General features: G+C 51.2%; 19 protein-coding genes and 1 pseudogene. 11 read left to right on the forward strand and 9 right to left on the reverse strand.

Annotation, left to right across the window (positions count from 1 at the left end; genetic code table 11):
- Nucleotides 1–71: 71 nt before the first annotated feature.
- The 3 genes from Q7J88_RS11735 to Q7J88_RS11745 form a co-directional block, all read right to left on the reverse strand.
- Nucleotides 72–1,268, reverse strand: coding sequence for an FprA family A-type flavoprotein (locus Q7J88_RS11735; RefSeq protein WP_303722416.1), 1,197 nt, complete (start codon nt 1,266–1,268; stop codon nt 72–74).
- Between the two features lie 122 nt (nt 1,269–1,390).
- Nucleotides 1,391–1,615: a hypothetical protein gene (locus tag Q7J88_RS11740; protein WP_369682030.1), complete on the reverse strand. Its 225-nt coding sequence runs from the start codon at nt 1,613–1,615 to the stop codon at nt 1,391–1,393.
- Nucleotides 1,616–1,642: 27 nt separating this feature from the next.
- On the reverse strand, nt 1,643–2,797 hold the full coding sequence (locus tag Q7J88_RS11745; RefSeq protein ID WP_303722418.1) for a pyridoxal phosphate-dependent aminotransferase: 1,155 nt from the start codon (nt 2,795–2,797) through the stop codon (nt 1,643–1,645).
- A 145-nt stretch (nt 2,798–2,942) separates the two neighbouring features.
- Here Q7J88_RS11745 and Q7J88_RS11750 point away from each other — a divergent pair, with 145 nt between their 5' ends.
- From Q7J88_RS11750 to Q7J88_RS11765, 4 genes are all read left to right on the forward strand, one after another.
- On the forward strand, nt 2,943–3,269 hold the full coding sequence (locus tag Q7J88_RS11750) for a c-type cytochrome (RefSeq protein ID WP_303722419.1): 327 nt from the start codon (nt 2,943–2,945) through the stop codon (nt 3,267–3,269).
- Between the two features lie 31 nt (nt 3,270–3,300).
- A complete protein-coding gene (gene trmB, locus Q7J88_RS11755) occupies nt 3,301–3,978 on the forward strand; it encodes a tRNA (guanosine(46)-N7)-methyltransferase TrmB (RefSeq protein ID WP_303722420.1) in 678 nt (225 codons plus the stop codon).
- Nucleotides 3,975–5,162 carry a tRNA pseudouridine(13) synthase TruD gene (gene truD / locus Q7J88_RS11760; protein WP_303722421.1) on the forward strand — a complete coding sequence of 396 codons (1,188 nt, stop codon included), beginning with the start codon at nt 3,975–3,977 and terminating at the stop codon, nt 5,160–5,162. The genes trmB and truD overlap by 4 nt, the downstream gene beginning before the upstream one ends.
- A gap of 103 nt (nt 5,163–5,265) precedes the next feature.
- Nucleotides 5,266–6,069, forward strand: coding sequence for a sugar phosphate isomerase/epimerase (locus Q7J88_RS11765; protein ID WP_303722422.1), 804 nt, complete (start codon nt 5,266–5,268; stop codon nt 6,067–6,069).
- Between the two features lie 103 nt (nt 6,070–6,172).
- Here the strand turns inward: Q7J88_RS11765 and Q7J88_RS11770 are convergent, their stop codons facing one another.
- A complete protein-coding gene (locus Q7J88_RS11770) occupies nt 6,173–6,628 on the reverse strand; it encodes a universal stress protein (RefSeq protein WP_303722423.1) in 456 nt (151 codons plus the stop codon).
- Nucleotides 6,629–6,875: 247 nt separating this feature from the next.
- Between Q7J88_RS11770 and Q7J88_RS11775 the strand changes: the two genes are divergently transcribed.
- Entirely contained in the window at nt 6,876–7,658 is a 783-nt protein-coding gene (locus tag Q7J88_RS11775; protein WP_303722424.1) for an IclR family transcriptional regulator, read from the forward strand.
- 66 nt (nt 7,659–7,724) lie between these two features.
- Nucleotides 7,725–8,516 (forward strand): carboxylesterase, encoded by a 792-nt coding sequence (locus tag Q7J88_RS11780; protein ID WP_303722425.1) that lies wholly within the window; start codon nt 7,725–7,727, stop codon nt 8,514–8,516.
- Nucleotides 8,517–8,603: 87 nt separating this feature from the next.
- Here the strand turns inward: Q7J88_RS11780 and coaE are convergent, their stop codons facing one another.
- Nucleotides 8,604–9,215 carry a dephospho-CoA kinase gene (gene coaE / locus Q7J88_RS11785; RefSeq protein WP_303722426.1) on the reverse strand — a complete coding sequence of 204 codons (612 nt, stop codon included), beginning with the start codon at nt 9,213–9,215 and terminating at the stop codon, nt 8,604–8,606.
- 240 nt (nt 9,216–9,455) lie between these two features.
- On the opposite strand from coaE, the gene Q7J88_RS11790 reads away from it, so the two are divergent.
- Nucleotides 9,456–9,860, forward strand: coding sequence for a hypothetical protein (locus Q7J88_RS11790; RefSeq protein ID WP_303722427.1), 405 nt, complete (start codon nt 9,456–9,458; stop codon nt 9,858–9,860).
- A gap of 51 nt (nt 9,861–9,911) precedes the next feature.
- Here Q7J88_RS11790 and Q7J88_RS11795 read toward each other — a convergent pair whose 3' ends face one another.
- From Q7J88_RS11795 to Q7J88_RS11805, 3 genes are read right to left on the reverse strand one after another with little or no spacing between them, the layout of a single operon-like run.
- Complete coding sequence (locus tag Q7J88_RS11795; protein WP_303722428.1) at nt 9,912–10,253, reverse strand: PAS domain-containing protein; 342 nt, start codon at nt 10,251–10,253, stop codon at nt 9,912–9,914.
- Between the two features lies 1 nt (nt 10,254).
- Nucleotides 10,255–12,423: a heavy metal translocating P-type ATPase gene (locus Q7J88_RS11800; RefSeq protein ID WP_303722429.1), complete on the reverse strand. Its 2,169-nt coding sequence runs from the start codon at nt 12,421–12,423 to the stop codon at nt 10,255–10,257.
- Complete coding sequence (locus tag Q7J88_RS11805; protein ID WP_303722430.1) at nt 12,407–12,760, reverse strand: metalloregulator ArsR/SmtB family transcription factor; 354 nt, start codon at nt 12,758–12,760, stop codon at nt 12,407–12,409. The genes Q7J88_RS11800 and Q7J88_RS11805 overlap by 17 nt, the downstream gene beginning before the upstream one ends.
- 370 nt (nt 12,761–13,130) lie before the next feature.
- Between Q7J88_RS11805 and Q7J88_RS11810 the strand changes: the two are divergent.
- Nucleotides 13,131–13,466 (forward strand): annotated as a pseudogene (locus tag Q7J88_RS11810) (transposase); the annotation flags it as partial.
- A 253-nt stretch (nt 13,467–13,719) separates the two neighbouring features.
- Nucleotides 13,720–14,817: a DUF2235 domain-containing protein gene (locus Q7J88_RS11815; RefSeq protein WP_303722431.1), complete on the forward strand. Its 1,098-nt coding sequence runs from the start codon at nt 13,720–13,722 to the stop codon at nt 14,815–14,817.
- Nucleotides 14,818–14,875: 58 nt separating this feature from the next.
- On the opposite strand, the gene Q7J88_RS11820 is transcribed toward Q7J88_RS11815, so the two are convergent.
- The gene (locus Q7J88_RS11820) at nt 14,876–15,100 is read right to left on the reverse strand and encodes a hypothetical protein (protein ID WP_303722432.1); all 225 of its coding nucleotides are present in this window, start codon (nt 15,098–15,100) and stop codon (nt 14,876–14,878) included.
- Nucleotides 15,101–15,619: 519 nt separating this feature from the next.
- Between Q7J88_RS11820 and Q7J88_RS11825 the strand changes: the two genes are divergently transcribed.
- Complete coding sequence (locus Q7J88_RS11825) at nt 15,620–16,486, forward strand: NAD(P)-dependent oxidoreductase (protein WP_303722433.1); 867 nt, start codon at nt 15,620–15,622, stop codon at nt 16,484–16,486.
- 528 nt (nt 16,487–17,014) lie between these two features.
- On the forward strand, nt 17,015–18,181 hold the full coding sequence (locus Q7J88_RS11830) for a GAF domain-containing protein (RefSeq protein WP_303722434.1): 1,167 nt from the start codon (nt 17,015–17,017) through the stop codon (nt 18,179–18,181).
- Nucleotides 18,182–18,963: the final 782 nt, after the last annotated feature.

The raw sequence follows: 18,963 nt of genomic DNA on the forward strand, positions 1-18,963 counted from the left end.
TTCTTCTTAGCCGAAAAAAATCCCCCCACCAAATGGCGAGGGGATTCTGTGTAGCCGAAAATAGCTTGAGCCTATTCTTCGGTCAAAACCGCTGCGGCAACCTGCTCGGCAAAGCTTCGGCAAACGTCCATATTTTCCATGGTCGGAGTGAAACGGAAGGAAATGCCATCGGCAACCAGTTTGTACTTCAGCCCGGTTAGTCTCTGCTCAACCATCTTGACCGCCTCACCGCTCCAGCCGAAAGAACCGAACACAGCCCCCAGCTTTGCCTTCGGTGTTACCGAGGAGATCAGCGCCAGGGCATGCCAGACGTGCGGCGGGGCATCGCGCTGAATGGTCGGGGTACCGATCAGCAAAACATCAGCTTGCTCCAGAGCATCTCGATAATCGTCATCCCGCATTTCGCTCAGCGCAAACATCTCGACATCGACTCCTTGCGCTTTCAGTTCAGTCGCGATTACATTGGCCATATCCCGCGTGTTGCCATGCGATGAGAGAACCGCCATCAGCGCCTTCGGTCGGCCACCTGAAGACGGTGCAGCACACCATCGGGCGTAAGATTCGATGGCAAACTGACCGGAAGAGCGACGGATCGGTCCGTGTGACGGACAAACCATTTTGATCGGTAGCCCTTCGCACTTTTTTAGCGCATCGCGCACCTTGTCCTTGAAGGGTCGCACAATGCAATCGAAGTAGAAGTGAAAATCGGCATAGAACTCGTTGATCTCATCATCGAATAGCTTATCCGGGCAATAATGAGCACCGAACGCGTCACAAGGAAACAGCAGCTCTTCTTCTACGAGATAAGTAAAAATGGTGTCTGGCCAGTGCAAATAAGGCGTAATGATAAAGCGGAGCGTCTTACCACCCAGATCGACTTCATCGCCATCATTGACAATAACCGCATTGAAGGAACGGTTGAGCAGCTGTTTAAGAAAATTCTCCGCAGCCTTGCTGCAATAAATCTGTACGTCCGGATTTTTGTCGAGCACTTGTGCGACAGCACCTGAATGATCCGGCTCAGTATGGTTCACCACAACGATATCGATCTTTGTCGGATCAATGTGCTCACTGACCTTACTGAAAAACTCTTCAGCGAAGGGCTCCTTAACAGTATCAATTAACGCTGTTTTCTCTGTTCCTTCAATCAGATAGGAATTATAGGTAGTTCCGTTACGTGTCGGAAAAAGATCGTCAAAAACCCTTAAATCAGGATGGCGTACTCCTACCCAGTGCACACCTTCGACAACCCGAATGCTCTTATCCATCTGTTTAAATCCTCCCTTGATTCAAATGAGACATATTCGGTAAACTATAGCCCGGACATCTTTGGCAGACAAGGGGCAATCCCAAAACAAAACTACTTTGCGTTTCCGAGATAAGTGAGCAATCAGTTCAGATCGTTCAGCAATTCGGCAAAACCATCGCCGGTCAAACCCTTGGCCCCATCACACAAAGCATTGCCCAGATCGGGGTGCACTTCGACCATCAGGCAGTTGGCACCGACCGCCAGCATCGCCTTGTTCATGGCGGCAACAAGGCTGCGCTTACCAGTAGTGTGGATTGGATCGCCGATAATCGGCAGATGACTCATCTCTGAAATAAGCACCACCACCGCAGGAAAACATTGCGCAGGATCTAATCAAACCCCGCGCCTTTTCAGATAGGTCTCAATTCGCTCCAATGCGGAAACAATTTCATCAAAAGGACGGGTGTACGAAAAGCGTAAAAAACCCTCTGCACCGTCACCAAAGTCGATACCAGGCGTTACTGCGACTCCTGTTTTTTCCAAAATATCAAGAGCAAGCCGTTGCGAATTGACATCAATATGACGTGCATCAGCCAACACATAAAAGGCTCCCTTCGGTTCAAAGTGCACCCCGAAGCCGAGCTCACGCAACCGCTTAACCAGCTCTTTGCGCCGATTGTCGTAAATACTTCGCATATTGGCGACATCATCCTGACAGCGCTGTAGTGCTGCGATTCCACCCCGCTGTACGAAGTGATTGGCGCAAATCAGGAAGTTCTGATGCAGAACCTGCAACGTCCTGACACAGGAAAGCGGGGAAATCAGATACCCGAGCCGCCAACCGGTCATGGCATATGCCTTAGAGAAACCACCCAACACGAAAGCATCGGCTGTGAACTCCAAGATACAGCGCTCCTCCCCTTCATAAGTAAGCCCGTGATATATCTCATCCGAGATAATCGGCACCGGCAGTTCGGCCAATGCCTGCATCTCTGCCCCCGAAAGCACCGAACCGGCCGGATTCGAAGGGGAGTTGATCAGCAATCCGCGGGTTTTTTCGGTGATCAATTCGCGGATCTGCTCTGGCTGCGGCTGAAAACCGTTTGCCGCAGCGGTTTTAACCAACACCGGATTACCACCAGAGAACTTGACAAAGCCTGGATAGCAGGCATAACCGGGATCGGGCAAGATCAGCTCTTCACCATCCTCCAATAGCGCTGAAAACAACAGTAACATCAGCGGGCTGGTCCCGGAAGAGACGATCACCTGTTCCGGCAGGATTTCGACTGCATAATGGTCCCGATAGTGACGGCAGATTTCCTGGCGCAGTTCGAGCAGACCGAGCGAATGGGTATATGAGGTCGCTCCTTCCGCCAAGGCCTGTCGGGTTTCAGCCAGAATTGCCGGAGGAGTTGAAAAATCAGGCTCACCGAGGCAGAGATAGATGATATCCCGACCGGCAGTTTCCATCTCCTTGGCCCGCTCCATAACCTCCATCGCCAGAAACGGGGTGACCAGTTGGGAACGCTGCGACAATTTTATTTTCATGAAACACCCTCCGGAAAACTCGAGGCCAAGCTTAATCTGCGGCAAGAGCGATTGCAACCCATTTCCCATCCGGTTTGTAGAAGCATTGCATTCGTTCTTAACAGCGGGTAGAGTTGGCAAAATTGAATAATTCAGAGGATAAAAAATGCGGGCTTGCAAAGTTTTCATTTTGGGTACAGCCTTGCTGTTGCTCACTCATCCCGCCGCTCTGCTGGCGGAAGATTCCGGCGAGCCTACGGCGCGCAGGCTGATCAATGCCCTTGGCTGCAAAGGCTGTCACAAACTGGAAGGGGATGGTGGAAGTCTGGCACCTGACTTGGACCAGATTGGCAGCCGAATGTCCCGTGATCAGATTCGTCAGCACTTAGCCGCCCACGCCCAAGAGAACCCAAAGGGCTTTATGCCTAGCTATAATACGACATCTCAAGAGGAGCTGACGCTGATCAGCGACTTTCTTTATAACCTTCAATAAGCTCAAGTACGAAAATACCATGACTCAAAGAATGACCCTTATCACCTCGCCGGTTTTTATCCCCGAGGCGCAACTGAAAAAGGCTGGCAGCTTTGCTGCCCTGTTCGGGAACGATAACCCGCTTTGCCTCGAAATCGGCTGCGGGATAGGTGACTTTGTCGTCCAAATCGCCGAACTTCATCCAGAACGGAACTATATCGCCATCGACATATTTAACCAGGGCTGTCGGCAAACCTGCAGCCGGATCGAAGAATCCGGGCTGCGAAATATCCGCATGATGCGCATCGAGGCCCGTTATCTCCTTCACCATTATCTTGGCAAAGACAGCCTGCAGGCGATTTACATCAACTGCCCCGACCCCTGGCCTAAAAAAAGGCATCGCAAACGCCGCCTGCTTAACAAGGATTTTCTCAATCTTGTCCTTTACTGCCTGCAACCAGGCGGGGTGTTCAATTTCTCCACCGATTTCGTCGATTACGGCGAGTCGGCCGGAGAACTGCTGGCCGCAGATTGCCGCTTCATCAATCGCCACTGCACACCATACACCCACGAACTCGGCGATTATCCAATTTCCAAATACATGCGCCGTTTTCTCGACCTGGGCCAGCCGATCTACTTCTGCAGCTACAGTAAACGAGAGGGGCTGCAGATCGAGCCCCCCAAACTGCAAAAAGGCTTCCGCCTACGCTGGCCAAAGGAGGAGGTGTGAGCTGGCTGACGGAGGACCTGCCGGGAACCGGCGGTCACTACAAGGAGCAGCCGGAAGACTTCAAGGTCGAGGAGATTCCCCTCTACCCCTGCTCCGGGAAGGGCGAGCATCTTTACCTCTGGATTGAAAAGGAAGGGATCAGCACTCATGAACTGCTGAATCAGCTAAAACAAGGATTAAGGATAAATGCACGAGAGATCGGTTATGCCGGGCTGAAGGATGCCCGTGCCAGAACTAGACAGATGATTTCGGTGCCGATCTCCGCAGTTGATCGGGTCAGTGGTCTGCAGCTTCGTGGCGCCAGGATCCTGCTGAGCCAGCTGCACGGAAACAAGCTACGCCTTGGCCATTTGGCAGGCAATCGTTTTACTATCAGGCTGCGTAACTGTGTTCAGAACGCCGAACAGAGGGCTACTGTGATTCTGCAGCGGCTAGAGCGACAAGGTGTACCGAACCGTTTCGGCGAACAACGCTACGGCATCCTTGGAAATTCCGCGGTTCTTGGCCGGTTGTTGCTCCAGCATCAATATGCCGACTTCTGCCGTGAGCTGATCGGTGATCCGCAACGGATTCACAACAGCGATTGGCAAGCTGCCGCCGAAGCATACAGGCAAGATGATTTCCTGAAATGCCTGCAACGACTCCCCCAGCGGATGCGGGACGAACGCCGCCTAATCCGTACGCTTGTGGATGGAAGAGGCTACCAACAGGCCGCGCTCTCACTTCCACGCAATCTGTTACGGCTCTATCTCTCGGCGTATCAATCTCAACTTTTTGATCAACTATTGGAGCAACGGCTGCCCAACCTTTACCAGCTCTATGATGGCGACATCGCTTACAAGCATGATAACGGCGCCTGCTTTCGGGTCGACTCTGCCTGCGAGGAGCAACCCCGTGCAGATCGCTTCGAAATCAGTCCGACGGCAGCGCTGTTCGGCTTTAAGGTGCTACGCGCAACGGGACAACCTGGAGCGTTGGAAGAAGCCTGCCTCACCGAAGCCAAGCTGACATTTGACAGCTGGCGTCTGGAAAAAGGCTTGTCCATGCAGGGGGAAAGACGCCCATTGCGGGTACCGTTGTTTCAGCCAGCAGCAAAAGCCGATTCTCAAACCGACATCATACTCAGCTTCTCCCTGCCAAAAGGCAGCTACGCAACCAGCGTTCTGCTTGAGCTTATCAAATAAAAGAATGCTAACAATGAGTACATCCAGATTGACAGGGTTTTCCGGGTCTGCTAAACAGTTCGTATTAAAATAACGTTCTATTTATCCCAACCCGTTATTGCTGATGAAATTAAATCTTTCCGCAGGCAGCCTTTACACTCTCTCGCCGCACAAAGCCTTCGAGATCGCGCGCGATGTAGGCTTTGATGGAATTGAAATCATCATCAACCATGATTACGAATACAACACTGGCATTGAGCTGCTGACCGACGCCGCACAACATTTGCCAGTCGCCTCCCTGCATGCTCCTTTCTTCGAGATCAACGGTTGGGGAAACAAAATTCAGCAGCTGCAAAAAACTATCAGACTGGCTAAACTTTTTGAGATTCCGCTGGTTAATTTTCATCCCCCCGCCTGGTTGACCCTGGAACGGAAGTTCTGGCGGTGGCTCAATAAAATTGAAGACTTTCAGTCTGAGCTTGGCGACAATCAGGTGCTGGTCACCATCGAGAATATGCCGGCCAGCGGGCCGATGGGGTGCAATCCCTACTTTCTTAATAATACCGAGGTGATGATCGATTTTTTACAGAAAAGGAACCTTTTCCTGACCTTTGACACAGCGCACATGGGCACCTGCAAAACCAATTTCCTCACCGATTTTCACTACTTTTGCGACTCAGGGCGCATTCGCAACGTCCACTTTTCCGATTACGCGAACGGCAAGGAGCACCTTCTTCCGGGGCACGGGAAACTTCCCCTGACCCGCTTCCTCAACCACCTGCTAGAAACTGGCTACGATGGCACGGTCACCTTGGAACTAACCCCCTCCGAACTGCCCCAGGAAGAGGATTTGATTCGCGAAAGCTTAAGCGACATTCTCAACTATCTGCGCAACCAGACAAGCACCTCACTGCAGAATGCGGTATAAACACACAGCAATTTCCATCCCCCCATCCCGAAAACAGAAGTTATAAACAAAAAAAGCCACCGGGAAACCGATGGCGTTAAAAACATTTGCGCAAAAGGTTCAGTCAACGTACGAGATAAACTGAACAGCGCGCATTCATGGCAACCTTGCTTGAAATAGAACCCCGCAAAGCACGCAGCACCCTACCTCGCCCTGTCGAACCAATAACGATAACGTCACACTCTTCCTGCTCAGCGAATCTCAGCAGCGCCTCGTCGATCTCACCATAGACAACCTCTTTGCGTAGGTTGACATCGCGTTCCTGAGCCGCCTTATCAACGACATAAAAAATGCGCTGCTGCCGTTCCTGCCAGTCATTTTTTTTCTTCCGGGCCGGCGCAATAGTCAAATCCGTCAGCGCCGGAGCCTCCTTTGACGGCAGCACGATCACTGCATAAAGAGTACTGCGGAAATGTCCACGACTGGTTGCCGCTGCTAATCGAACAGCTTCTTCGGCAGCCTTATCAGAGGCCGGAGAACCATCAATTGCAACCAGGATTTTCTTACTTAAATTAAGCATTTTTCCCCGTCAACAGACAACCGTTTCGCACATCCTAGCCAAGACATCTCGGGCTGTCAACAGCATAAAAACGGTAAAACCGAAACAGCAAATTGACAAAAACAAAACGGCGTTCTATAATAACAACGGTAACATGAATCTACTTTGTCAAGAACAATGTCCAATACGCTTGACAGCGTTCTGCCACAAAGCTAGAATCCCTGACTTATATATAAGATAAGAAATTTCCAAGAAGGATATAATCATCATGGTGAAAAAAGACAAGTCGGAATATATCATTCAGGCGGTTTCTCATGCCCTTGACCTCCTCGAACAGTTCCACGACGATGTCGACGAACTGGGCGTAACCGAGCTGAGCAAACGCCTTAAACTTCACAAAAACAATGTTTTCCGACTGTTAGCAACCTTGGAGTCACGCGGCTATATTGAGCAGAACAAAGCAACCGAGAATTATCGACTCGGGTTGAAAGCACTGGAACTGGGGCAAACTTTCATCAAACAGATGGGATTGCTGCGTCAGGCAAAACCGATCCTCGAAGAGATCGTTGAAGACTGCAATGAAACAGCATATGTTGCTATCTACAAAGAGCATCATACCGTTTATCTCGATGTAGTTGAAACCAACCTGACAGTTCGCGTCGTCTCCCGCGTCGGGTCACGGTTGCCAGCCTATTGCACTGCAGCAGGCAAAGTTCACATGGCCTTCATGACTGATGAAGAACTGGACGACCTGTTGAGCAACCTTAAGCTGGTTCAGCACACCCCGAGTACAATTGCGGACGTCGATGGACTTAAAGCAGAACTGGCCAAGGTTCGCGAACTGGGCTATGCATTTGACGACGAAGAGCTCGATGCCGGCGTCCGCTGCATCGCAGCACCTATCCGCGACTACACCCGCCGCATTGTCGGCGCAATCAGCATCTCCGGTCCGAGTATGCGGATCAGCAACGAGAGGTCTGAGCAGGAACTGGTGCCATTGGTATTGAAAGCTGGCACAGACCTTTCAACCCGTCTCGGCTATCCACTCTAAGTCAGTTCTCAGTAGACTAAGGGCCCCGCATTGGGGCCTTTTCCATTTCACAACAGAGGCTGGGAGTTGACATCGCTGAAAGAAGAAATTGAACTAGCTCGCACGGCTGGGGTCAACGACCCCGAAAACCTCCCCTTCCTGTTAACCCCGGAAACGCCGAACGGTCAGGGCGTGCTGCTGGTTCACGGTTTCTGCGCCAGCCCCCGCGAAATGCGCCCACTGGCCGATTTTCTTTTGCAAAGAAATTTTACCGTTCTGGCGGTATGGCTTCCCGGCCACGGCACCAGTCCTCAGGATTTGGCCCGACGCAACTACGAGGAGTGGCTGGCGGCAACGGAACGTGGCTACCAGATTCTCCGCCGGATGGACTTGTCGGTCAGCGCAGTCGGACTCAGCACAGGTTGCTTAATCCTCCTGCTGCTCTCATTATCTTATCCCCTGTCTTCACAGGTGCTATTGGCCCCGTACCTGCGCCTAAAGCATCCGCTTGCCCCACTTGTCGGTCCCTTGAGCCTACTGATCCCTTACCAGACCCGCGAAATAGATCCCGCCGAACAAGCCTTTTACTATCAGCGACGCCCCCTGAAAGGGATCGTGCAGCTCAACCGGCTTAAGAGAAAAGTCAAAAAAAAACTTCCAAACATTAAAACCCCGGCCTTGATCATCACCTCAACAGGAGACCGGACAATCTACCCTGAAACAGCAAAGGAACTTTACGAACAACTCGGAAGCCCGGTGAAAGCTTTTCACTGTTATGGTGATGAGGTTCCACATGTGCTGACGGCGGAATCAAACCCTCAGCAAGCCGATGTCTTCCGGAAAACGGTCCGATTTCTGGAAAAGTTTTCTTTAAACTAACTCACTCAGTATCACTTTTAACCCAAATAGCACCGCCGGGCCTTACAGCTGCGAAGCGACTCTTTGATCAAAAGTACAAAGCTAGTGTTAGCCGCTGCACAGCCGTTCCCAGAGCACTTCTACCTGCTGCAATGCCTCATGTACAGTTCCCGAGTTATCGATCACAAAATCAGCCCGGGCAAGTTTTTCTTCCTGTGCCATCTGTGCATCAATCCGCTGTTTGGCGGCAGTTTCGTTCAAACCATCCCGTTGCATTAGTCGCTGTAGCTGAATATCTTCATCGATTTTTACCACTAGGACCTTGTCGACCCGGCCTTCGGAATTCGCTTCAAACAGCAACGGCGCCTCATAAACAACCAGAGGAAGTCCCGGCTTGACCCTCAGTTGTTGCAGCCGTTCGATCGCCAACTGGCCGATAGCCGGATGCATGATCCGGTTCAAATCCTGAAGTGCCTCTGCATCGGAAAAAACAATCTGGCTGAGGTACTCTCGGTTCAGCTGTCCGTCCGACAGCAGGACCCTCTCGCCGAATCGTTCAACCAACTGTTTCAGCACTGGACTCCCTGGGGCGACTACATCCCGCGCCAACTGGTCGGCATCGACCAATGCAGCCCCCTTTTGTACAAAGGCAGCGGCGATGATACTTTTTCCGGATGCGATACTTCCTGTAATCCCTAAGATCAAATTTTTATGTGGCATGGTAAAATTCTAAAATCCAAATTTGACAAATATCAATCCCCAGAGAATTGATATGCACAAAACCCTACCGCAAAGGGTTTTCGACAGGATCGATCGTCTCGCCCAGCGGAAGGTCATGCGCCGCAAGATCGGCAACCGCTATCAAGACCTCAGCTGGCAGGACCTTGGACCCTCGGCCTCTCCAACGAACAACAGGCAGCAATCCTTGCCCCCAACATCCCCGAATAGGCCGCTGCCTACTTGGCCATCAAGACCATCGGCTGCCTTACGATTCCCATTTACCACACAGAGGAGTTAAACACAATTCTTCACATTCTCCATGACAGCGACAGCCGCCTGCTCTTTACCTATTCCCAAGTGCTTACGAAGCAAACCTTTGAAGCTCCCGCACAATGTCCCTTGCTACAAAAGATTATCCTGGTTGAAGTTCACTCCAAACATGCCGACATTATTGAGCTAAACAACTGTCTCCTCACAAAAGAGCGGATCGACCGCCAGCAAAACCAATTAAACAGCAAGGCCACCGAACATCTTCGCGCAGAAGCGATTCTCGCTCCCGGCCGATTTGGCAACAGTAGACAGCTCCCGGTTCTGCAGCGCCTACCCCGTCAGGACAAAGAGCCGGTCAGTCGCGGATTGCACTAGGCTAGGCCACAACCCAGTGGTGCAAATCAAGCCAAGTTGCCTGACAGTCTGCTATCGCCTCCGCGCTGGCTCAAACCGCTCGTAATATCCGAGCAGTGCTCCCGAAGTGTCGCGCACGGCACGCATGTAAATCCTCCGTTTTTCATTATCCGTAATCAGGACTTCATCAAGCCCCTCTTCCATCCGCTGGAGGATCTCGATCATCCGTGCTTGTGATTTCTGGTTATGACACCCCAACAGTGAACGGCCAACCAACTTGTCGCCAGCGGGATAGAATTGCTTCGCTGCCTTGTTAGCGTAACGGACCATGTGCCCGGTATCGGCAAATAGGACCGGATTTTTAAAGCTGTCGAGCAGATAACAGAAAAAATCCTGATTGATCGTTAAAGACATTTCAAACCTTTATGATGCGTACTGCGTTCAGTACAGCGAGTAATGCCACCCCGACATCGGCGAAAATCGCCTGCCAGATGGTCGCCAATCCCAAAACTCCTAACAGCATCACCACACTCTTGGCGGTAAAAGCGAAGGCGATGTTCTGCCAGACAATTCTGCGGGTCAAACGTGCCGTCTCAATTGCCGTAGCCAGCATGGCTGGTTCGTCGGTCATTAAAACGACATCAGCGGCCTCAATGGCCGCTTCACTGCCGAGCCCTCCCATCGCCACTCCGACGTCGGCCCGGGCAAGTACTGGCGCGTCGTTGATTCCATCGCCGACCATAATCAGGCGCCCCTGGCGACACTTTTGTTGATAACTTTCCAGAGCCGTCAGCTTCTGATCCGGCAACAACTCTGCCTTCCAGCTGTCAAGCCCCAGTTCTTTTGCCATCCTTAACGCCTCCTGCTGTCGGTCACCGCTGAGCATCCGCACTTTGCTGACCCCAAGCGCGCGCAATCGCTTGACAGCATCGACCGCATCCTCGCGTAACCGATCCGCAATCAGCAGAGTGCCGACATAAACTTCATCCACTGCGAGATAAACCGGAGTACCAACAGCATCACTCTCAGGTGCATCAATGCCAGCCTGAGCTAAATATTTTCTATTCCCAATGAGAACTAATCGACCATCTACTTGGGAAGAAACGCCCATTCCAGCCCGTTCGGTCAGTTGATTGACGCGGTGGCGCTCCAATTTTCCGTTATATCGGTTACGAATCGACTGACCAATCGGATGAGGAGAATCAATTTCAGCCAAGGCTGCCAACTCTAGAATTTCATCAGTAGAGAAACCTGCCGCCGGTAAGATCTGCTGAACCTCGAACACTCCTTGTGTCAGGGTTCCGGTTTTATCGAAAACCACTGTTTCGACCATCGCCAACGCTTCCAGATAATTCCCTCCCTTGACCAAGATTCCTTGTTTTGAGGCTCGGCCGATACCGCCGAAAAAACCGAGTGGAATCGATATCAGCAGCGCACAGGGGCAGGAGACTACCAGAAAAATCAGAGCTCGATAGAGCCAGGCTCCCCAGTTACCAACAAACATTGGCGGCAGTAGCGCAACCAAAGCAGCGGCCAGCACCACTAACGGGGTATAGACACGGGCAAAGCGGGTAATGAATCGTTCGGTGTTCGCCTTCTTCTCGCTTGCATGTTCGACGAGATCGATCACTCTGGCTAAAGTTGACTTTGATAGGACACGTGCGACCCTGAGAGTCAGGCTTGTCGTAGTGTTAACCATGCCAGCCAACACCTCATCGCCTATGGTTCTGCGCCGAGGTCGAGATTCGCCGGTCAATGCCGAACTGTCGAGCAAAGATTCACCTTCGACGATAACCCCGTCAAGTGGCACCCGCTCCCCAGGCCGGACCAGAACCATCTGCCCGACCTCGACCTCGTCCGGAGAGACAACTCGTACCTGATGGCCTTCCAGCAGATTGGCTCTGTCGGGGCGAATATCGAGCAACGCGGCTATTTCACGTCGCGAGTGATCCACCGCACGCCCCTGAACGATTTCGCCCAGCAGGTAAAAGAGCATTACGGCTACCGCCTCAGTATATTCACCTAACAGTAAAGCGCCAAGTGTGGCAACCGACATCAAAAAGTGCTCGTCAAACCAACCACCGCGCCGCAGATTGCTGAATGCCGCCAGCAGCACGGAACCTCCGGCAGTCAGATAGCTGCCAAGATAGAAGAGAACGGCAGCTTGATTACTCCAATAGGATTCAACAAGAATTGCAATTAGACAAAGCGCGGAACCAATAGAAATTCTCAGTATCTGATTTTTTATATGCTTGCCTGGTTTTTCTATCTTCGCCTCAGCCCAAGGCCGCACTGCCACCCCGGGCTCAAAACGCTCGACTATATCCCTGACCTCAGCCAATAACTCATGGCAGGGGCGCGGTGAATCGACCCGCAAACTGCCGGCCGTAAAATTCAAATAGGCGTCGGCTACATGCGGCAATTCCAAAATCGTCTCTTCAATCTTGCCCGCGCAATTGGCACAACCAAGCCCCTGCAAAGAGAATCGGCAACTGCTCGCCGACAAAGGTGCTTCAATACGGCATATCTCATCCGCTGTCGCTGAACGACAGTTGTCACTATGACAATCAACCTTCTTCCGCATGACGTAGCCCCTCTTGCAGCAAATTTTCAACATGTTGGTCGTCAAGCCGATAATAGACCATTTTTCCTGCCCGACGGCATTTCACCAGTCGAGCGGTGCGCAGCAGCCGTAACTGGTGCGATACAGCAGAATCACTGACCTCGACCAGCGCCGCCAGATCGCAAACACACATCTCTTCCTGACTCAGTGCGTGCAGCAACCGCAAGCGATTCGGATCAGCAAGCATCTTGAAGATTTCTGTCGCTCCGTACAGCAGGGTCTCTTCCGGAAAAGCATTTATCACGCGCTCGACGCGAGACCTGTTGACGCAGCTAGTCGCGCAGACATCTTTTTCCATCTGTTTCTCCATTAAACGATACATGAATAATTGTTCAGACGTTCAGCTTAAGACAACCTTTTAGTAACTGTCAAGAAAGGCACAGATACAAAAATGCTCCCGGCTGACGCCGGAAGCCTCTAGATGAGGGTGTAAAAAACTTTGGGCAAATGGTCTTTGTCGGTTACAACCCGTAACGGCTGGAGGAACCACTAATGACCATACCGGACGACCTGCTCGATGCTCTGATGAAGGAGTACCAAAACCCTGAAGACTTCATCGGGGAAACCGGGCTGCTGAAGCAACTGACCAAGCAACTGCTGGAGCGGGTTATGAAAGCCAAGATGACAAACATCTCGGCTATGAGAAGAACGCTCCTTCGACCGATAAATCTGGCAATACCCGTAACGGCAGTTACCAGAAGAAGATCAAGAACGATTTTGGCGAACTCGATTTTACTTTCCCTCATGATCGCGATTCTAGTTTTGAACCGGCGATCCTGCCGAAGGGACAGAGTTGATTCACCGGCTTCGACGACAAGATTATCGCACTGTACGCCTGTGGCATGCCCACCAGCGATATTCAGGCGCATCTGGAAGAGATGTACGGCGTTGAGGTTTCGCCGATATTGGTCTCACGGGTGACCAAGGCGGTTCAGGAAGAGATCGTACTCTGGCAGAACCGGCCACTCGATGAGGTTTGGCCGATGATGGCACTGAAAGGGTAATGGAGCGTTTGCATCCGGACTCCTTCGATTTCTTGGTTAACGGCAAGTTTACCACTGTTGAAAGTAAAAGTCGCTGCTACCGAGGCAGCTCATCTGTGCCTAAAAAAGAGCAGCAATCGACACCACTTGATTTTAATGAGATCTACCGTACTTTTTAATTACAAATACATTCCTCCACTAATAATTGAACAACCTGGAAGACAAACGCAGACCCGAGATCAACATCCACCAGCACTCAGAAAGGAGGCAAGAGATGCCAAACAAAAATATCGTCATCTGTTTTGACGGCACCTGCAATCACCCTAGCAATGCCAAACAAGAGCGCGAGTGGTTCGGGTTGGGCGAAATCGAGGATCGCGGCATCACCAACATCCTGAAGCTGCATTCCATGTTCGGCGGTACCCTTGACAACCAGCCGCTCAACGACCAACAGCACAGCCTTTATTATTCCGGAGTCGGCACTTACGGCAACAAGATCCAGCAGATGTTCAACGCCGCCTTTGCCCCGAAAAATCTCGATGTTGGTCGAATTATCAAAACCGCCGGCAGGGATCTGTACCGAATCGTCAAACCGGGAGATCAGGTTTTCCTGTTCGGTTTCAGTCGCGGCGCCGCCATCGCCAGGCGGTTTGCTGCGGTCATCAACGACTACCTGCCTGAAGGAGTTGAGGCCGACAAACTGGTTCGTTTTATCGGCGTGTTCGATACCGTCGCCTCAATCGGTTTTCCGAATCTGGACGACGATGAAAAACCGGTTTCCGACGTAGTGTTTGAGAACTGCACCGTTTCTGCACACGTGGTCGAGGCTCTGCATCTCGTCTCGCTGGACGACAGACGGATCGCCTTTCAGCCGACCTTGATGAACAAAGATCCGCGAGTCACAGAAATCTGGTTCTCCGGTGCCCACTCTGACATCGGTGGCGGTTTCTGGTTCGACGGTCTGTCCGATATCACCCTGCAATATATGGTCGAGCATCTCAAGGCACGCAATCTAGGACTTGAAATTATCGATGCGGACAAAGTCGATTACCGGAAGTTACAGGCGCCAAACGATGATTACCGGATCGACTACGACGATGTTTTCCTGAAACCACGCATCAAAGGAAAAATCCACGTGCAGGACCGCTGGTGGCCGGTCGCCCGGACCACATTGACTACCCGCTCGGTCCGGGTAAATGTTGACGACCAGCCATCGGCCGAACTGCCTCTGATTCATTACACGGTCGTTGAGCGGATCAAAGCGGTTGTCGATTATCGCCCCAAGGCACTGAAGGGCATCCCGCACCTTTGCCTGCAGGAAAATGGGCAACCCGCGGAACACAGGGGGATCGTCGATCATATCGACAACTAGAAGAAAAATAACGGCGGGAGGTGTGAACATCTCCCGCCGTTATTTCAGAAATAAACGCTTAGCCTACCTGCCGTGGGGAACAAAGCAGATCTGCGCTCTCTGCCGGACGCCCGCAACTAGTGCAGAAGTAATCGAGTCGCCTGGTCTCTTCAGCGCACATCATCGCGGTTTGCAAAGAAGAACTGCCGCAGACCTCCCCGCTCTTCACCTCAACTGGATTGCACAAGTGCTTTTTTTCCTTTGTCACGATGCCACAGGTTGCACACTCAAAAGTTTTCTCCATTTTGTACTCCTTTTCATTTCGTGTTGCCGTTCGCACCAAAATCAGCCTCTGTTCAATTCGAAAAGATGCCCGTTAACTGAATTATCCTCCAATGCCCATCCGGGAAGCAATTCCCCCTGACCGAAATTTCCAATCTTGCTCTGTCTGGATTCTAGGTGTCGGTCAGTTTTTCTGAACTGCTGTTTTTGTAAATAGTAAAAAAGTGGGAAAAAGGAGGATCTTTGAGTATCTTTGTATGAATCAAAACTTTCTTCTTCAGATAGTGAGACTGGCGCGCAAAACTCCAGTTCCAGATAGAGAGGTGGAGGTCATCATTCTCCGATGACGGATGACAACCGTAAGAGATTTGCAGGGTTCTTAAGTCGACATATCAAATTTCATGCAAACAGGCTAAAAGAAAATTGTCGCGATCAAGAAAAGAACGGCTTAAATTTGTATACTGTAATTGTGCTTTAATGGGCTGATAGGTAAGAAAAATTATTTTTTAACTTGATGATATTGCTGGAGAGGAGCACGTCCATGATCAAAAAAGTTGGCTTTGTTGGGCTAGGTACGGTTGGCAAATACATGGCAACCAACTTACTGAAGGGGAATTACGATCTGACTGTGTACGATAAGAATCTGAAAACAGTTAAGGAGTTGGTGGCTCTTGGCGCTACAGGTGCCGCTACTGGGATTGAAGCGACCAAAGGTAAAGACATCGTTATTGTTGTTCTTGCCGATAGGGAATCCTTGGAGGCAGCACTATCCACCGAAACAGGGTTCCTTGATGGTCTCGATCCGGGAACCATTCTGGTCGATATGGGCACCCATTCCCTGGAAACCACTCTGGAGCTGTCACGTATGGCGGCCGAACATAGGATCGTTTTCCTCGAAGCACCAGTCTGGGGAACCAAAGAGCATGCCGCAAAAGGCTTGCTAACTATTCTGGCCGGCGGAGACTCAACAGTTCTCGGTCGCTGCCGTGAACTCTTCACTTATATTTCTCTGAACCTAATTCATGTCGGCGAAATCGGTAGCGCGACCAAAATGAAGCTGGTCGTCACCCAATTCCAGGCCCAGTTAATGGAAGGCTTGGCCGAATCTTTGGTATTCGGTGAGAAGTTGGGCTTCAGCGCTGACCGAATTATAGAGGTCTTCGAGTCTGGTGGTTTGGCTTCCCCACTGGTTCATTCTAAGGGCCGGACGATTCCGCGTGGCGATTTCTCGCGCAATCTGGCGCTTAAATATGTGCACGAGGGGCTGAAGAGTGTTAAGGCGGTTGCCGACCGGGCCGATTTGAAACTTCCGGGTAACGATGCCGTGTTTCAGGTTTACGAACAGGCAGTCAAAGACGGCCGCGGAGAAGAAGACTTTTCAGCGGTATTCAAAGTTCTGCGTAAGTAATGGTCCCTGAAAAAATCGAATAACGCGTACCAGAGCCCTTAGAGATGAAGGACCGAGTCAAACGATAAACTTACAAATTGTCACTACAAACTATCCGACGAATATTTTGTACGACGGTAGCAGCATTTATAAGCTGCTCCAGCACTTTCAACCTGACAGACAGGTGATCGGCAAAACAAACTTGATTTGAGGTTCGCTCAGCCAAAACTTACTGCGAATCTATCTGGTAAGCATCGAACATGGCCAGGAGAACAGGCATATTTTCGCCAGTTTGGCCTCAAAAATTAGGTCAAAAAGGCCCTTTCCGCTAGGTTGCTGAAAGTACAGCGATGCGAAAGGGCCGATTTGCGCATATTAAAATCCCCTAGGGCAGTACAGTTGTCATCATCTGAAGTTATCGAACCTCAGTATGAATAAATCGGGCACCCCTTTTTACCCAGCCGATATAATTCCTTTCCCTCACCTTGGTTTGCTTCTATAATCTAGTAAAACATGGTCTCAAAGCCAAGCATGGAGGTTATTGCTTTTATGTCAAAAAGCAAGGCAATTGAATACTTTAAACTGTTCTATGAGACAACCCAGACGATCCTCTCATCGGCGTCGCTGCAGGTTACTCTCGACACGTTGGTTGAACGAGCGGTTGCAGCCTTGGCGGTCAAGGGGGGAAGCCTGCGCCTAGTGGATGAGCAGACCCAGCAACTGGAGCAGGTTGCTTCCTACGGCCTGAGTGAAGCATATCTCAATAAGGGAGCACTCAGTTCTGATTACAGCGTTCCGCAGGTGCTTACGGGAGAGGTGGTCTGCATTCAGGATGCCTTCGACGACCCACGCATCCAGTACCGAGAGGAGCTTCGCACCGAGGGACTCAACACCATACTGTCGCTGCCTCTAGTGGCTTCTGGCAAGACAATCGGTGTGCTGCGGTTGTACAGCGCGAAACGGCGTGAGTTCAATGCCGAAGAGATCGAGCTGGTTTCGGCGATTGCGGAACTCGGCGGGCTGGCCATCGCCAACGCTCAGCTCTATGAAGCCGAAGGTATCAAACTTTCTACCCTGCTGCGGGACGTCGGCGTCGATTTGGCTGGTCCGCCGGCTGCAGTCGAGCAGAAAGTCTGCGCCTTTGCCACCGATCCAAGCGATGCGAAACGCAGCCTCGAATATTTCCGGGCTCTGCACGAAATTACCCAAGCGCTACTCTCGACCCTCGATTCAAAAGAGGTGATGCAGCTGATAGTCGAACGCGTGACCGGCTTGTTGAACGCCAAGGCTGCTGCCCTGCGTTTGATCAATCAATCGACCAAGGAGCTTGAGCTGCTTGCCTGCAAGGGTCTCAGTGAACGCTTTTTGACCAAAGGCCCCCCCCACGCCGACAAGAGTGTTCAAGAAACTCTCAAGGGGATGCCAGTGCTGATCGCTGACACCAGCAGTGATCCACGCCTTGAGTATCCTGCAGAGACGGTTGCCGAAGGAATAGCCTCGATCCTCTCCTTACCGATTGTCGCCCAGTCTCGGGTGATCGGTGTCCTGCGGATTTATTCTGCGGAGCCCCGGGCCTACAATCAGGAGGAGGTCACTTTCCTGGCCGCAGTCGCAGACATCGCCGGAATCGTCATCATGAATGCTCGACTTTATGAGGAAACCCAGTATGACCTGTCCTTCTGGAACGCAACCTTGGGCTACCTGGTGGGAAGATAGCTGATACTGATAGGAACTCTTGCGTATGAAACTATAGAGTAGTCGACTCCTGAAGTGCTTGTTGCCAAACTGCAGGCAACCATATTGTCTAAAGACCTCGCGGAGTTGATCGACACCCTGGTCGCTTACCCCCCCCCTCTTGACAGAGATAAAGTAATTCGGGTGTTGTATTATCGCGAGAATCTGGGAGGTAACGGGGACACCATTTCGCATGACATGCTTGAGGCAGCTGATCAAGCAGCTATTTATTAGACTTTCCGTAACGAAAAAGCCGGAACCACTTGGCACTCTTTTCAATCATATACTTGCTAACTTGTTAGCCAGACAGCACCAACACTTTCCGAGTCGATAATTTATTGCAAGCTCAATCCCTTAATAACCATTAAACTAGCAAGAGAAAATGACATAATACCCCCAGCCACTAGACAACCAGTGGCTGGGGGTATCATTCAATTTAAACTTTATAAGCCTAGGCGATCAAGGCTCCTAGACCGTCTGTACTTACCCATTGTAAAAAATAATAAAGCGTTCCATTTTGTCGCAAAATGCACTAGGTCACTGAGCTCTAACTTTTTCCTTCAGGCCATGCACATCCCCAAAAAACATTAAAATCAAGGGTTGATGGTCGAGACGCTACTTTTCTTCGCCCGCAACGCTTCAGCGACAACTTCAGCGACATCCTTGACCCGGGTGCTCTCCGCCCCCTCATCCTTCAGTCCATCCTCCATCATGGTCATACAATAGGGGCAGGAAACACAAATGGTATCGGGGCTCTGCGCAAG

It is taken from the genome of Malonomonas rubra, from assembly GCF_003247215.1.
In the GTDB taxonomy this organism is placed as follows: Bacteria; Desulfobacterota; Desulfuromonadia; order Desulfuromonadales; family Geopsychrobacteraceae; genus Malonomonas; species Malonomonas rubra_A.

Coding starts and splice junctions, on each gene's coding strand:
- Q7J88_RS11735 (WP_303722416.1), bottom strand. CDS start 1,268: ATGGATAAGAGCATTCGGGTTGTCGAAGGTGTGCACTGGGTAGGAGTA.
- Q7J88_RS11745 (WP_303722418.1), bottom strand. CDS start 2,797: ATGAAAATAAAATTGTCGCAGCGTTCCCAACTGGTCACCCCGTTTCTG.
- Q7J88_RS11750 (WP_303722419.1), top strand. CDS start 2,943: ATGCGGGCTTGCAAAGTTTTCATTTTGGGTACAGCCTTGCTGTTGCTC.
- trmB (WP_303722420.1), top strand. CDS start 3,301: ATGACCCTTATCACCTCGCCGGTTTTTATCCCCGAGGCGCAACTGAAA.
- Q7J88_RS11765 (WP_303722422.1), top strand. CDS start 5,266: ATGAAATTAAATCTTTCCGCAGGCAGCCTTTACACTCTCTCGCCGCAC.
- Q7J88_RS11770 (WP_303722423.1), bottom strand. CDS start 6,628: ATGCTTAATTTAAGTAAGAAAATCCTGGTTGCAATTGATGGTTCTCCG.
- Q7J88_RS11775 (WP_303722424.1), top strand. CDS start 6,876: ATGGTGAAAAAAGACAAGTCGGAATATATCATTCAGGCGGTTTCTCAT.
- coaE (WP_303722426.1), bottom strand. CDS start 9,215: ATGCCACATAAAAATTTGATCTTAGGGATTACAGGAAGTATCGCATCC.
- Q7J88_RS11795 (WP_303722428.1), bottom strand. CDS start 10,253: ATGTCTTTAACGATCAATCAGGATTTTTTCTGTTATCTGCTCGACAGC.
- Q7J88_RS11800 (WP_303722429.1), bottom strand. CDS start 12,423: ATGCGGAAGAAGGTTGATTGTCATAGTGACAACTGTCGTTCAGCGACA.
- Q7J88_RS11805 (WP_303722430.1), bottom strand. CDS start 12,760: ATGGAAAAAGATGTCTGCGCGACTAGCTGCGTCAACAGGTCTCGCGTC.
- Q7J88_RS11815 (WP_303722431.1), top strand. CDS start 13,720: ATGCCAAACAAAAATATCGTCATCTGTTTTGACGGCACCTGCAATCAC.
- Q7J88_RS11820 (WP_303722432.1), bottom strand. CDS start 15,100: ATGGAGAAAACTTTTGAGTGTGCAACCTGTGGCATCGTGACAAAGGAA.
- Q7J88_RS11825 (WP_303722433.1), top strand. CDS start 15,620: ATGATCAAAAAAGTTGGCTTTGTTGGGCTAGGTACGGTTGGCAAATAC.
- Q7J88_RS11830 (WP_303722434.1), top strand. CDS start 17,015: ATGTCAAAAAGCAAGGCAATTGAATACTTTAAACTGTTCTATGAGACA.